The sequence below is a fragment of the Sphingomonas panaciterrae genome (genome assembly GCF_036890205.1).
Classification (GTDB): Bacteria; Pseudomonadota; Alphaproteobacteria; order Sphingomonadales; family Sphingomonadaceae; genus Sphingomonas; species Sphingomonas panaciterrae.
The window spans coordinates 114,313-127,705 of the sequence record NZ_JAKNQR010000008.1; the positions used below are offsets into that span (position 1 = coordinate 114,313).

The 13,393-nt window shown below is 65.7% G+C and carries 11 protein-coding genes; 6 read left to right on the top strand and 5 right to left on the bottom strand.

What is annotated here, in order from left to right:
• Positions 1 to 8 precede the first annotated feature (8 nt).
• Both L8F96_RS15595 and L8F96_RS15600 read right to left on the bottom strand, forming a co-directional pair.
• Positions 9 to 2,495, bottom strand: a complete 2,487-nt coding sequence (locus tag L8F96_RS15595; protein WP_334656575.1) for a TonB-dependent receptor — start codon at positions 2,493 to 2,495, stop codon at positions 9 to 11.
• Between the two features lie 247 nt (positions 2,496 to 2,742).
• Positions 2,743 to 3,243 (bottom strand): Lrp/AsnC family transcriptional regulator, encoded by a 501-nt coding sequence (locus L8F96_RS15600; RefSeq protein ID WP_334656576.1) that lies wholly within the window; start codon positions 3,241 to 3,243, stop codon positions 2,743 to 2,745.
• Positions 3,244 to 3,346: 103 nt separating this feature from the next.
• Here L8F96_RS15600 and L8F96_RS15605 point away from each other — a divergent pair, with 103 nt between their 5' ends.
• Positions 3,347 to 4,327 (top strand): DMT family transporter, encoded by a 981-nt coding sequence (locus L8F96_RS15605; RefSeq protein WP_417158998.1) that lies wholly within the window; start codon positions 3,347 to 3,349, stop codon positions 4,325 to 4,327.
• On the opposite strand, the gene L8F96_RS15610 is transcribed toward L8F96_RS15605, so the two are convergent.
• Positions 4,324 to 6,390: a TonB-dependent receptor domain-containing protein gene (locus L8F96_RS15610; protein WP_334656578.1), complete on the bottom strand. Its 2,067-nt coding sequence runs from the start codon at positions 6,388 to 6,390 to the stop codon at positions 4,324 to 4,326. The two genes, L8F96_RS15605 and L8F96_RS15610, sit on opposite strands and share 4 nt — an antisense overlap.
• 340 nt (positions 6,391 to 6,730) lie before the next feature.
• Between L8F96_RS15610 and L8F96_RS15615 the strand changes: the two genes are divergently transcribed.
• On the top strand, positions 6,731 to 8,278 hold the full coding sequence (locus L8F96_RS15615; RefSeq protein ID WP_125946157.1) for an acyl-CoA synthetase: 1,548 nt from the start codon (positions 6,731 to 6,733) through the stop codon (positions 8,276 to 8,278).
• Positions 8,279 to 8,390: 112 nt separating this feature from the next.
• Here the strand turns inward: L8F96_RS15615 and L8F96_RS15620 are convergent, their stop codons facing one another.
• Positions 8,391 to 9,113 carry an IS6 family transposase gene (locus tag L8F96_RS15620; protein WP_334656580.1) on the bottom strand — a complete coding sequence of 241 codons (723 nt, stop codon included), beginning with the start codon at positions 9,111 to 9,113 and terminating at the stop codon, positions 8,391 to 8,393.
• Between the two features lie 558 nt (positions 9,114 to 9,671).
• Here L8F96_RS15620 and L8F96_RS15625 point away from each other — a divergent pair.
• The 4 genes from L8F96_RS15625 to L8F96_RS15640 all read left to right on the top strand — a co-directional run bounded on the left by L8F96_RS15625 (position 9,672) and on the right by L8F96_RS15640 (position 12,585).
• Positions 9,672 to 10,172 (top strand): DUF3489 domain-containing protein, encoded by a 501-nt coding sequence (locus L8F96_RS15625; RefSeq protein WP_334656582.1) that lies wholly within the window; start codon positions 9,672 to 9,674, stop codon positions 10,170 to 10,172.
• On the top strand, positions 10,169 to 10,597 hold the full coding sequence (locus L8F96_RS15630; protein WP_334656583.1) for a DUF2924 domain-containing protein: 429 nt from the start codon (positions 10,169 to 10,171) through the stop codon (positions 10,595 to 10,597). Before L8F96_RS15625 ends, L8F96_RS15630 begins: the two co-directional genes overlap by 4 nt.
• The gene (locus L8F96_RS15635) at positions 10,594 to 12,300 is read left to right on the top strand and encodes a recombinase family protein (protein ID WP_334656584.1); all 1,707 of its coding nucleotides are present in this window, start codon (positions 10,594 to 10,596) and stop codon (positions 12,298 to 12,300) included. Before L8F96_RS15630 ends, L8F96_RS15635 begins: the two co-directional genes overlap by 4 nt.
• A gap of 78 nt (positions 12,301 to 12,378) precedes the next feature.
• Positions 12,379 to 12,585 carry a DUF5818 domain-containing protein gene (locus L8F96_RS15640; RefSeq protein ID WP_334656585.1) on the top strand — a complete coding sequence of 69 codons (207 nt, stop codon included), beginning with the start codon at positions 12,379 to 12,381 and terminating at the stop codon, positions 12,583 to 12,585.
• A gap of 84 nt (positions 12,586 to 12,669) precedes the next feature.
• On the opposite strand, the gene L8F96_RS15645 is transcribed toward L8F96_RS15640, so the two are convergent.
• The coding region (locus tag L8F96_RS15645) for a type II restriction endonuclease (protein ID WP_334656586.1) at positions 12,670 to 13,393 on the bottom strand (724 nt) is incomplete at its 5' end.

Genomic DNA, 13,393 nt, shown 5'->3' on the forward strand with positions numbered 1-13,393 from the left:
GCGGCGGATCAGAAGCGCCGCATCAGGTTCAGCCCATAGGTGCGCGGTGCGATGCTGACGGCGTTGGTGATCCCGCCCGTATTGGCGTTCGCGCTCATCTGGTTGATGGCAGTGTCGTTCAGCAGGTTGTTGGCGAACAGATATACCCCCCAGTCACTGTCCACGCCCTCGATGCCGAAGCGCAGGTTGACCAGTTCATAAGCCGGGATCTTGCGGCGGTATATGTCTGTCGGGCTGAGCGTGCTGTAGAAGGAGCCGACATGGCTCGCATCGACCCGCGCGGTGGCGGTCAGCGTGTCCGACACGGGCCGCTTATAGTCGAGCGAGGCGGAGGCGCTGATGCGCGGCACGTTGGGGATGCGGTCCCCGCGGCGGCCGGTGGCCACCACGAAATCGCTGACCTGATCTTCCGACAGCTTGGCATCGGTGTAGCCGACCGCGCCATTGAACGACAGGCCCGGCAGCAGATTGGCCGACAGCTCGGCCTCCGCGCCCCATACCCGCGCGGCGCCCGCGTTGGAGATCAGCCCGAACACCGAACCGGTCCCCGCGGTCCGCGCGGACACCTGCAGATTGTCCCAGTCGATGCGATAACCCGCCAGGTTCAGGTACACGCCGCGCGCCAGCGTGGTCTTGGCGCCGATCTCGTAATTCCACAGGCTGTCGGAGGTATAGGCCGCGCGCTCGGCGGGCAGGCCGATCACCTGGTTTACGCCGCCGGGCCGGAAGCCCTGCGCGGCCTGCGCATAGAACAGCAGCCGGGTGGTCGGCTGCCACGACACGTTGAACTTGTAGATCAGGCCGTCTTCTTCGTAATTCGCCTCGGTATAGGGCGTCACGCGCGAGCTGTAGTGGATCTGGCCGACGTCGATCCGTCCGCCCACCTTGCGCTCGAAGTTGAAGTATCGCGCGCCGGCGGTCAGCGTCAGCTGGTCGGCCAGCTTGTAGCTCAATTCCGCATACGCCGCCTTCTGCCGCAGCTCGTCGTTGATCGTCCGGTCATAGGCGATCGCGCCTGGCGTCGACGGGCTGTACACCGCGCCCGTCTCCGGGCTCGCCACCAGCAGCAGCGATCGCACCTCGGTATCGCGGCTTTCCAGGAAGCCGCCGACCGTCCACTGGAACGGGCTGTCGCTGGTCGAGCTCAGGCGAAGCTCGTGCACCCAATTGTTCAGCTTCTGCGGCTGGTACAGCGCCGACGATTGCAGCGGCACCGTTGCGTTGAAATAGCCGGTCAGCTGGTCCGCGGTGCATTGCGTGGGGTTCGCGGCCGACGTGATGCCCAGCTGATACCGGCGGCACCCCTCGCGCGTACCGGCGGAGTTCAGCGTGTTGACGAAGCGGCCTTCGGCATTCTGCACCGTGCCGACGCGGCCGTTGAACGTGTCGCTGACGTCATAGGTGCGGGTGAAATCGCGATCGAAATAGCTGGTCGTGCCGATCACGCTGAACGCGTCGAAATCGTAGCGGATGGTGCCGCTGAAGATCCGGTTGTTATCCTCGTTGATATTGTCCGCGTGCATGTTGCTGGCAAAATCGAAGCCGTTGGCGCGCGAGAAATCGGGCCGCCACAGCGGGATCGGCGCGTCGACATGCTCATAGGTCGCCGACAGGTCGATCGTCAGGTCTTCGGTCGGCGTGATGCGCAGCAGCGCGCGCCCGCCATAGCTTTCGCCGTCGTTGATGTTCTTGACGTTGCGCAGGTAGCGCGGATCAGGGCTGGTATCGGCCACGTTGCCGGCGTTGGGATCGTCGGTCAGGATGATATTGTCGACGTAGCCGGCGAACTTGTTGTAATTGCCCACGATCCGAAGCGCGATCTTGTCCTCGACGATCGGCAGGTTGATCATCCCGTCGAGCGAGAAGCCGGGCCCGCCGCCCTCGACGGCGGTCATGTTGCCGCTGAACGCCGCTTCCAGCCGGTCGGCCTTGGGCTTTTCGAAGATGATGCGCAGCGTGCCGCCCATCGATCCCGATCCGAAGAGCGTGCCCTGCGGCCCGCGCAGCACCTCGGCGCGCTCCACGTCGAACAGGCGGAAGTCCGGCGTGCTGCCACCTGAGTCAGAGGTGGTCCCGACCGATCCCGACACCGGCGTCTCGTCATAATAGACGCCCACCGTCGGCTCGCCGGCGGAGGTGATGCCGCGGATCAGCACGCGCCGGCTGCCCGGCCCGCTGTCGACGATGCGCAGCGACGGCGCGGTGCGGGTCAGTTCGGTGAAGCTGGTGGTGCCCGATGCGGCGAGTGTCTCGCCCGAGGTTGCCGAGATCGCGATCGGCGTGTCCTGGATGCGGGTATTTCGACGAAGCGCGGTGACGACGATCTCGCCGTCGGCGCCGGAGGAGGGGGCGCTCGCCTCCGTGCTGGGGGACTCCGCCGGTGGCGGCGGCGCGTCCTGCGCTGCGGCGAGGCTTGGCGTCACCGCCATGACACTGCCGAGGAGAAGCGCACGCAAACCAGCCTGACGCCGGGCGGCGCCATTACGTCCCATCATCGATATTTCCCCCATCTTGCTGCGGTGGCTGCGCCTGCTGGCGCTTCACCCCGTAACCTTCATGCGGAGATTAGCTTTGCGGCGACCGAAAGTGTTCCGTTTCTGGGGCGCGATAACAGAATTGTTGCATCTTTAATGATCGATAAAACGCAGATCCTTCGGCAATGAAGCGAGTGAGGGGACATTGTTTCGTCACTCCGGCCCACAGGAAGGCAATGTCGCGCCACCTTGTCGCTCGCGCCGAAGCTCAGGCGATCGGCACACTGTTTCCCGATTTGACGCGATCGAGCGCGATCAGGCTGCGGAACGTCGCCACCGCCGGATTGTGCGCGAACAGCCGCCGGGTCGTCTCCTCATAGGCGACCATGTCACTGCTCAGGATGACGAGGACGAAGCTGATCCCGCCGGTGACGTAATAGCATTGCTGGACGTCGGCATCGGCGCGGAACAGCGCCTTGGCCGCGTCGACGGTCGCTGCGCGCTCATCGACCAGATGCACCTCGACGATGGCCGTAATCGCCAGCCCCAGCGCGGCAGTATCCACGACGGCGGTATTGGCGGTGATGATCCCCGCCGCTTCCATCGCCGCGATCCGCCGCTGCACCGCCGCCGCAGACAAGTTGACCGCCTCGGCAATCGCGCGCTGCGGCGTCTTGTTGTCGCGCTGGATCACGCGAAGGATCGCGCGGTCGAACGGGTCGAGCTTGGCCCGGCGCTGGCCGGGGCGGTGAGAGGGGGATCGCGCCATTCGCGAGTGATTGTTGCTTTTACCCGCCACATCAAGCGCACACCACTCGCGCCGCGCGCATTATCGTTGCACCGGTCAGCAGGGGACTCGTGTGTCAGCATCGATCATCGGCGCGCGTCATGGCAGTGCGATCGCACGCGGCACCGCTTGCGGTGCCGCGGCGGGCGCCTTGTGGGGACTGGTGTTCCTTGCCCCCGCGCTGGTGCGTGATTTCACCCCGCTCCAGCTCACCGTCGGCCGCTATCTCGCTTATGGCGCGATCGCCGCTGCGCTGATCGGCCCGCAGTGGCGGCGGCTGTCCCGATTGCTGACGCGACGAGATTGGCTGACGCTGGCGTGGCTCGCGCTCACCGGCAACACACTTTACTATGTGCTGCTGTCCACCGGGGTGCAGACGGCGGGTATCCCGCTCACATCGCTGGTGATCGGCTTCTTGCCGGTTGCGGTGACGATCGTCGGCAGTCGGGATCGCGATGCCGTCCCGCTACGCCAGCTTGCGCCGCCGCTGCTACTCGGCGCGGGCGCGGCCTTGTGCATCGGCTGGCAGGCGCTCGATCCCTCCGCAGCGACCCCGGGCACGCGCAGCATCGTCGGGCTGGCGTGCGCCATCGGGGCGCTCATCTGCTGGACGGTCTATGCCGTCGGCAATGCCCGTGGGCTGGCCAGCCGGCCGGGCGTGTCGGTGCATGACTGGAACCTGCTGATCGGCCTCGCCACCGGCGCCCAGGCGATCGTGCTTCTGCCGTTCGCCTTGTCGGGCGCGGCGGCTGCGCACGGCATGACCGCCTGGGGGCAATTCGCCGCCGTGTCGGTTGGCGTCGCGGTGGCCGCGTCGATCATCGGCAACGCCTTGTGGAACAAGATGAGCCGCCTGCTCCCGCTGACGATGGTGGGGCAGATGATCCTGTTCGAAACGCTCTTTGCGCTGCTCTACGGCTTCCTCTGGGAACAGCGCTGGCCCACCCCGGCGGAGATCGCCGCCGCGACGCTGGTCATCGCCAGCGTGCTGTCCTGCATCCACGCGCACCGCCCCCGGCATCGGCCCCGCCCACTGGCGAGCGATGCCGGGGAGCCGGCGCGTTAGAAGTCGACGTTGGCCGAAATCAGCAGGCGGCGTCCTTCCTGGTTGATTGAATAGGCCGGCGTGAACGCCGTCACGGGCGCGGCAGCGGTGCCGCTCAGATAGGGCTCGTACACCGCGTAATCGGTGTCGAGGATGTTCCACAGCGTTGCCGACAGGCGCAGCGCCGGCGTCACCTGATACGATCCGCCCAGGTGGAACAGCTCATAGCCGCGGAAGTCGCCCACCGCACGCTGCTGGTCATTGTTGCCGCGGTACCGGCTCGACCGGATCTCGGCGCGCGTCCACACCGTCGCCTTCTCGGTCAGTCGCCACCGCAAATTGGCGTTCACCATATGCTTGGGAATGCCGATCAGCGGCAGGCCAGCCTCGGGACCGCTCAGCTGTTCGCTTTCGGTGTAGGTGTAATTGGCGGCCAGCGAGAGAGTGGGGGTGAATTCCACCCGTCCGGCCGCCTCGATCCCGCGCGTGCGCGCCTTGTCGATGTTGATTGACTGGCTGAACAGGTCGACGGCGGGGAAATTGCCGACATCGAGGCAGCCCGGTCGGTTCGGATTGCCGGCGAAGCGGCAGTTGGGAATACCCGGGCCCGTCGCGATCTTGTCGTCGAAATCATTGTTGAACAGCGTCACATTGCCGCTGAACAGGCCGCCATTGTCGTAATAGACGCCCGCCTCATAGGTCGTCGTCGTCTCCGGCGTCAGGCTGGGCGTGCCGAGCAGCGGGATACGACCCTGTCCGCCAAAGCCGATGATGCCTTCCGCGATCTGCTCGACCCGCGGCGTCTTGAAACCACGGCTCACCCCGCCCTTCAGCGTCAGCGCGTCGGAGACGTTCCAGACCGCATAGGCGCGCGGCGACCATTTGTCGCCAAAGGTGGAATGATTGTCATAGCGCACGCCGCCCGTCAGCTTCACGTCCTCGACGACGGTCAGCGTCGCTTCCGCAAAGCCTGCCCATTGGGTGAAGGTGAAGGGTTCGGGCGCTACGCCCTCGACCATCCGGGCGTGCCAATATTGACCGCCGACGGTGAAGGCGACCGGGCCTTGCTTGCCGGCCAGGCGTGAATCGATGATGTCGTTGCGCGCTTGCAGTTCGCGCGGGCTGCCGGGCACCTGGCCGGGCGTGCCGTTGGGGATCAGGCGACCGATCGTCTCGGTCTCGTTGCGCGTCAGCGTCGTGTCCAGCGTGCCGATCGGGCTGCGCCAGCTGTGCGCCAGCACATAGTTCGACCGGCTGAACCGCTGCTCGGGCGCATAGCCGCCGGAACCCAGCGTGCCGAGCCGCCCTTCGCTATTGTCATAGCGCTGCTCGTTGCGATCATATTCCAGCCACAGGTCATGGTCCGCATGCGGCGTCAGCGTCAGCCGCCCGCCATAGGTATAGACGTCCGACCGGACGGGATTGCGCCCCAGCGTCAGCGCCGGGTCACCGGGGATGGGGATGTTCGAACCCTCGCGATGGAACACGCTGCCGCGCAGCGTCAGGCCCAGCAGGTCGCGCACCACCGGGCCCTGCGCAAAGCCGTTGACCGACTGGATGTTGCCGAACCGCTCGTCGAACTGAACGGTGCTTTCCGCCGTCGCCGATCCGACCCAGCGATCGCCGACCTTGCGGGTGATGATGTTCACCACCCCGCCCATCGCGTCCGACCCGTACAGCGTCGACATCGGCCCGCGCACCACCTCGATCCGCTCGATCGCCGAATAGGGCGGGATGAAGCTGGTGGAGGTTTCGCCGAACCCGTTCGGCGTGACTCCGCCCGGCGGATTCTGCCGCCGCCCGTCGATCAGCACCAATGTATAATCGCTCGGCATGCCGCGGATGGAGATGTTGAGGCCCCCGGTCTTGCCCGCCTCGCCGCCGACATCGATCCCCTGCACGTCGACCAGCGCTTCGGCGAGGCTGCCGAACCTCTTGTCCTGCAGATCGGCGCGGTCGATGACGCTGATGCTCGCGGGGGCGTCGACGATGCGCTGGGCGTAGCCCGCGGCGGTCACCACGATGTCGCCGGTCGGCGCGTCCTGGCGCGTCCCGCTCCTGGCGGGTTCCTTGGCGTTCGCCACCGTGACCGACGGGGCGCTTGACCCTGCCTCTGTCTGCGACTGGGCGCCAGTTTGCGCCTGAACCTCAGTTTGCGCCTGGGCGGGTGACAGCGCTGCGAGAGACAGCGTGCAAAAAGCCGCTGAGCACAGCATGGACGTCCGGAACATGAAACCCCTTTGTGAGACTGACTCGCAATTGCATCGTGCCCTGCGGCACGGGGCTATATAGGTCAATGCAAATCATTCGCAGCAACATTTTGACACGTTCGTCCGGATAAACCGCCGGGCCATCCAACGCGGTTGAACCCGTCCCGCCTTCGGCTAAGCTCGCGTCCTGCCTGCGACAGACAGGAGAGGATGAATGCTGCTCAGCGAGGTTCCGGTGCATGCGGCGCACCGGGCGCCCGATCGTGTCGCGGTGCGCCTGGACGAGCGCGCGATCACGTACAGCCAGATGCGCGACGATTGCTGGCGGCTCGGGCAGGCGCTGCTCGGCATCGCGCAGCCGGGCGACCGGGTGGCGATCCTCGCCGAAAACTGCCTCGAATATGCGCTCTGCTATTATGCCGTGCCCGGCGCCGGCATGACGCTAACCTTCCTCAACTACCGCCTCGCCCCGGCCGAGCTCGCCTGGATCATCAACGATGCCGCGCCCAGCGTGCTGATCGTCCAGGACAAATATCTCGGCGCAATCCGCGCCATCCGCGATCAGATTCCCTCGGTCCGGCACTTGCTGGTGATCGGTGCCGCGGCGGAGGGGGCGGCCAGCTTCGATGCGTTGCTGGCCAGCGGCACGCCGCAACCGCTGCCCCCGCCATCAGAGGATTCGATCGCCTGGCTGCTTTACACCTCGGGCACTACCGGCTTGCCCAAGGGCGCGATGCTCACCCATCGCAACGTCATGGCCGCCGTGTTCAACAGCCTGGTGAGCTGGGACAAGGAGCCCGATTCCCACTATCTGCTCACCTTCCCGATGTATCACGTCGCCGGCTACGGCATGGTGGTGAACCATCTGCGCGGCGCTGAACTGACCATCCTGCCCAACTTCGTGCCCGAGGCGCTGTTCGCCATCATCGAACGTCACCGTATCACCTCCACCGCCGCCGCCCCGACGATGATCGCGCTGCTGCTCGATCACCCCGCCATGCCCGGTTACGACCTCTCCTCGTTGCGCAACGTCGGCTATGGCGCCTCCGCGATGCCCGCCGCCGTGCTGCTGCGTGCGCGGGAAAAATGGCCGCAGGTGCGCTTCGGCACTGGCTTCGGCATGACCGAGCTTGCCGGCAACGTCATGGTCCTGACCGCCGACGAGCATGATCGCGCGATCGATGAGGGCCTGCCGATCCTGAACTCGGTCGGCCGCCAGATGCTGCTCGCCCGAGTCCGCGTCGTCGATGAGGCGATGGCCGACGTTGCGCCTGGCGTGGAGGGGGAGATCGTGGTGAAGGGCGATCAGGTCCTCACCGGCTATTGGCGCAACCCGGAGGCGACGGCCCGGGCCTTCACCGACGGCTGGTTCCACACCGGCGACGTCGGCCGCTGGGATGCGGACGGCTATCTCACCATCGTCGATCGCAAGAAGGACATGATCGTCACCGGCGGGGAGAACGTCTACCCGCGCGAGGTGGAGGAAGTGCTCTACCGTCACCCCGCCGTGCTGGAGGCAGCGGTGGTCGGCATGGCGGATCCCGTGTGGGGTGAAAGCGTCGTCGCGATCATCGCCACCCGCGACGGCGAAGCCACGGACGCCGCCGCGCTGATCCGGCACTGCCGCGACCATATCGCCAGCTACAAGAAGCCAAAGGCTGTCGCCTTCATCGCCGAACTGCCCAAGAACGCCTCCGGCAAGGTCCTGAAACGCACCTTGCGCGACATGCTCGCCGACGGCGGCCTGATGCTGGAGCGCTAGCGCCCGGGAGGCGTCAGCGTGGAGGGATATACGAGAAAGAAGAGTGGCGGTGCTGTCAGTCTAACGCGAACCGCTCTCTGCACGATGCACGACGATCTTTGAGGGCAGGGGCCTAGCTCGCAAGGATCTGCCACTCTGCCAGTGCGGCAGAGCGACGTTCCTTGTAGGTCTGACGATCGACGAGATGGCGTTCGAGGCTGAAGTGGTTGTGGATGTTGGCATGTACCGAGGCGAACTTCTGTAGCGTCTTCATCCGTCGGAACCGGAGCATGGCGCGCTCCCTTCGTCGGAACGGCAGATGGCTGTTCTCGGCCCGGTTGTTAGCCCAGCGTCCGACCTCCTGCTTGTTGGCGTTGCCCAGCTCCCTCATCGCTGCGCGATATGAGCGCAGGCCGTCGGTCGTGATCGTCTCGGCGTTGCCATGCCGCTTCAGTGCCTTCTTCATGAAGGTGAGCGCCGCATCCTTGTCGCGGGTCTTTGTGATGTAGCTCTCGAGGATCTCACCCTCGTGATCGACGGCTCGCCACAAGTACACCATCTCGCCGTTGAGCTTCACGTACATCTCATCGAGGTGCCACCGCCACTGCCGGAAGCCGCGCATCCCCGACACCCTTTGGCGTCGAATGTCGCCTGCGAACAGCGGACCGAACCTGTTCCACCACATCCGCACGGTCTCATGACATATGTCGATACCTCGCTCGAACAGCAGGTCCTCGACGTTGCGTAGCGAAAGCGGAAATCGCACATACATCATCACGACAAGCCGGATCACCTCGGGCGAGGAGTTGAACCGGCGGAACGGGCTGGGCGGCTTGGCTCTCGATCGGCGGCTCATCCAGGGCCGCTAGCAGCGCCCGCGAGGCCCTGCCACGTTAGTCTGACAGAGCCCCCGAAGCGAATGAGGCGCCGCATCTGGGGGGACGCGACGCCTCGGGAGTGCGAGTCGTGCCTGAAAGGCGGGGGAGGCTCGCTCGTGCAAGCTCACCGATAATCCCACGCAGTACAAGAGCGATGCGTGCGGCTGGTGCTGTCAAAGCAACGGGGCTGGAGCGAATGAGACCGCGCCTTCACGCCGGTCGCCTGCCGATCAGCAGCTAACCGTCGTCGGTGCCGGAACAAGCCGAGCGGATCCGTGGTACTGACAGCTCCTTGAGCATGGCCAGTGAGATAGAAAATCCACAGTTCGCTGCTCGCGTAACGACGGGGCACGTTAGTTTGGCAGCACCGGTTCGCTGCTTCCGGCGACAATCCATTCGACTTCGCGCCGGTAACGAGCATTGCTGCACCGGTGAGCTGCGGGGGTGACCGCTGGTTCGCACGCCCGGCTGATTCAATCGACCGGGCTGTGGGTGGTGGGGCCGGCGCCGATGCTGGTCCGTAAAGGAGACCGCCCATGACCCTCACCGACACGCAGAGCATCCTGCTGAGCCAGGCTGCACAGCGCGACAGCGGCAGCCTCTATCCGCTGCCCGCCACCATCACCGCACCGGCAGGCGGCATCGCCCGCTCACTGGCTTCGCTGGTGAAGCGCGGACTGGTCGAAGAACGCGAGACGACCACGCCCGAGTGCGTGTGGCGCATCGACGGGATCACGCGCTTTGGCATGTTCATCACCGTGGCCGGCAAGGTCGCGATAGGAGCGGAGGAGGCGCCAGTGTCAGGCGCTGCCAGCGTGCCGGCTGCTGCACCTGCACCCAAACAGACCAAGGCGGCGCTGGTGCTGGCGCTGCTCGGGCGAGGGGAGGGCGCTACGCTCACCGAGCTGGTCGAGGCGACCGGCTGGCTGCCGCACACGACCCGCGCTGCACTGACCGGCCTGCGCAGGAAAGGGCGCTCTCTGGCCAAGAGCAAGCGCGACGGCGTCACCTGCTACCGCATCGTGGAGGCGGCATGATGGACATCGAGGCCGAAATCGCATCGCTTGATGCGCTGTCGTCGGACCAGCTGCGCCGACGCTGGGTTGCCGAAACCGGCAGCACGGTTCCGAAGATCAGTCCGAAACTGCTGCGGCTGGCGCTCGCCTGGGAGATCCAGGCGCGGCGCCTGGGTGGGTTGCAACGGGAGACCACCCGGCTCCTCGACCAGCTCTCCCGCGCCGAGACCAGAACGACACGCCCGAATGCCGGTATGCGGCTGGTGCGCGAATGGGGCGGCCGGGTGCATGTCGTCACGGTTGAGGTGAGCAGCGACGGAAGCGATCAGGTGATCCGCTGGGACAATCGCGAGTGGCGCTCGCTAAGCGAAGTCGCTCGCGCAATCACCGGCACGCGCTGGTCCGGTCCGGCCTTCTTTGGCCTTAAGAAGAAGGTGGCAGCATGAGCAAGGGGGCCAGCAAAACCACCGGTCCGATCCGCTGCGCCATTTACACGCGCAAGTCCTCGGACGAGGGTCTGGAGCAGGACTTCAACAGCCTCGACGCACAGCGTGAGGCATGTGCCGCCTATATTCGTAGCCAGGCGTCGCAAGGCTGGACCGAGCTGGCTGAACGCTACGACGATGGCGGCATCTCGGGCGGTACGCTTGAGCGCCCTGCGCTCAAGCGCCTGATGGACGATGTCGCGGCCGGCAGGATCGACATCGTCGTGGTTTACAAGGTCGACCGGCTGAGCCGCTCGCTGTTCGACTTTGCCAAGTTGGTCGAAGCGTTCGAGGAGGCGGATGCGAGCTTCGTCAGCATCACCCAGGCGTTCAACACCACCAGCAGCATGGGGCGGCTGACCCTCAACATGCTGCTGTCGTTTGCGCAGTTCGAGCGCGAGGTCACTGCCGAGCGCATCCGCGACAAGATTGCCGCATCGAAGGCCAAGGGCATGTGGATGGGCGGCACTCCGCCGCTCGGCTACAAGCCTGATGGTCGCAGCCTTGCCGTGATCGATGAGCATGCCGCCCTCATCCGGCACATCTTCACCCGCTATCTCGCGCTGGGCAACGTGCGCCAGCTCGAGACCGAGCTGAAGGGGCAGGGGATCATCGCGCCGCAGCGCACCAGCAACGGCGGCAAGCCGCTCGGCGGTGTCCCGTTTTCGCGCGGTACGCTCTACCTGATCCTCAAGCGGGTCACCTACACTGGTCGGATTGCGCATGGTGAGAAGATCTACCCCGGCAACCATCCAGCGATAGTCGACGTCGTAACCTTCGACCGCGTGCAGGCGATGCTGGCCGACAACACGCAAGGTCAGCAGCGCACCCGCAGCGCCAGCCCAAGCCTGCTTGCCGGCAGGATCGTCGATGGCAAGGGCGAGCCGCTCATCGTCACGCACACCGCCAAGCCGGCCGGCAAAGGGGAGGGCGGCACCAGCCGCTACCGCTACTACGTCAGCCGGGCGCTCGCTCAAGGCGATAGCGCCGCCGGCATCCGCGTGCCCGCACGCGAGATCGAGACGCTGGTCACCAATCGCATCGCCACGCTGTTCGACGATCCCATCGAGCTGATGGCGACGGCCTGGCTCGACCTGCCTGCTGATCGCTACGCCGAGATCACTGAACGCTGCAGGGAACTTGCTGCCAGGCAGCGTCAGCGACAGCCCGACGCACTTGCCCTCATCGAGCAGGTGCAGGTGCACGACACGCGCATCGACCTGGTCTGCCAAACCCGCGACATTGCCGCGGCGCTTGATGCCTCCACCCACCCCGACGCACCAGCGACGATCACGCTGAGCGAAACGGTACGGCTGACGCGCTCGGGCAGGGCGATGCGGCTGATCCAGGGCGATGGTCAGGCCAGCACCAGCGTGCCTGACCGCTCGCTCACCCGGCTGCTGGTGCAGGCACGTGGCTGGTGGACCGAGCTGCGTCAGGGTGAGATCGACATCACGCGGCTTGCCGAGCACGAGCAGGTCAGCGCCGCGTATATCACGCGCGTCGTCCGGCTTGCCTTCCTCTCGCCGGCCGTCACCTCAGCGATCCTCGGCGGCAGGCAGCGCACCGGCGTCACCGCCAGAACGCTGACGCTCAATGCGCCAATACCTGCAAGCTGGCAGAAGCAGGCAGCGACAATGTTGCCGATCTCCGGGCCTGCCTGACGAACTTGCTATGGGCGGCATGTGGCGACGCGTGCAAAGCTGCTACCAGCCGCGAAAACGCAGCCGCATGGAGGGGGTATGAAAAAGATTGGAACGCCAATTGACGAGGTAGGAACGCTGATCAGGGATGGTGGTGCCTTTTACCTGCGCCGCGACATCGGCGGCCGCTACCTGCTTGAGCTTCACCGCACGCCTGTGGACATGGTGGAAAAGCGTGTTCGGCTACGCGGTACCCTGGTGGGCGCTGACCTGGTCAACGCTGACGGCGTTGCGCCAGCAGAGTAGCGTCGAGCATGCGGGTATGGCGAAGAGGCGCTGGTGAGCATCGGCGCCGCCGCGACCGTGACGGTGTACCCGGCGGCTTGAAGGTCAGCTGATCGTTCGGGCAAGTTCGAGGAAAGCAGCTACGCTGTTCAGGTCATTCAGATGGGACGGGCGGAAGGACTCGTGGAGCGGGGCAGGGAGCACCAGCCGGAGCTGTTCCTTGCGCATCTCGTCGGTCTGCGCCTGCGAGATGCCGGGCTCGAGCGTCAGCAGGTGCTTGGAAGAGATGCGATCGGCTTCGGCGAGCACCTGCCGCCAGCGGTCCTTGCAGCTCGTCTTGACCGCCAGCATCAACAGCCTTTCGGCGGGCCACGCGGGATCGTGGTAGCGTGTTTCGTCAGGGAGCAGGAAGTCCGGCCCGTTGCGCTTCTCGGTGGTGGCTTCGCGTTTATGCACGACGCCATGCAGCTCGAGCAGTGCCTCGACATGGTGGCCCAGTGCGAACCCCGCCCGTGACTTGCGGCGGTTCTGCACGCCCAGCGAGTAGCGGACGAACCCGTCGACGTCCGCAGCACCGTCGATGATGAATCCCTGCTGCAGTCGCTCGCCAACAATGTGCCGCTCATAGGTCATGAACAGCCGTTCCTCAGTGTCCATCCATGCCAGCAGCGCGGCGTCGGGATCGGCAAGTGGATCTACGCCGTCGGCCATCTTCCGAGCAAAGATCGAGAACTTCCGCGTCTGCGGAAGACCGTCGGGGAAGGCGCGGAGCAGTTTCTCCAGCCACTGGTCGCCGGTGACGGTAACCTCGACCTCGATGAGGTCGAGC

Excerpts from the sequence above, each read along its gene's own strand:
- L8F96_RS15620 (WP_334656580.1), bottom strand. The coding sequence starts at position 9,113 with ATGAGCCGCCGATCGAGAGCCAAGCCGCCCAGCCCGTTCCGCCGGTTC.
- L8F96_RS15625 (WP_334656582.1), top strand. The coding sequence starts at position 9,672 with ATGACCCTCACCGACACGCAGAGCATCCTGCTGAGCCAGGCTGCACAG.
- L8F96_RS15600 (WP_334656576.1), bottom strand. The coding sequence starts at position 3,243 with ATGGCGCGATCCCCCTCTCACCGCCCCGGCCAGCGCCGGGCCAAGCTC.
- L8F96_RS15635 (WP_334656584.1), top strand. The coding sequence starts at position 10,594 with ATGAGCAAGGGGGCCAGCAAAACCACCGGTCCGATCCGCTGCGCCATT.
- L8F96_RS15595 (WP_334656575.1), bottom strand. The coding sequence starts at position 2,495 with ATGATGGGACGTAATGGCGCCGCCCGGCGTCAGGCTGGTTTGCGTGCG.
- L8F96_RS15630 (WP_334656583.1), top strand. The coding sequence starts at position 10,169 with ATGATGGACATCGAGGCCGAAATCGCATCGCTTGATGCGCTGTCGTCG.
- L8F96_RS15615 (WP_125946157.1), top strand. The coding sequence starts at position 6,731 with ATGCTGCTCAGCGAGGTTCCGGTGCATGCGGCGCACCGGGCGCCCGAT.
- L8F96_RS15640 (WP_334656585.1), top strand. The coding sequence starts at position 12,379 with ATGAAAAAGATTGGAACGCCAATTGACGAGGTAGGAACGCTGATCAGG.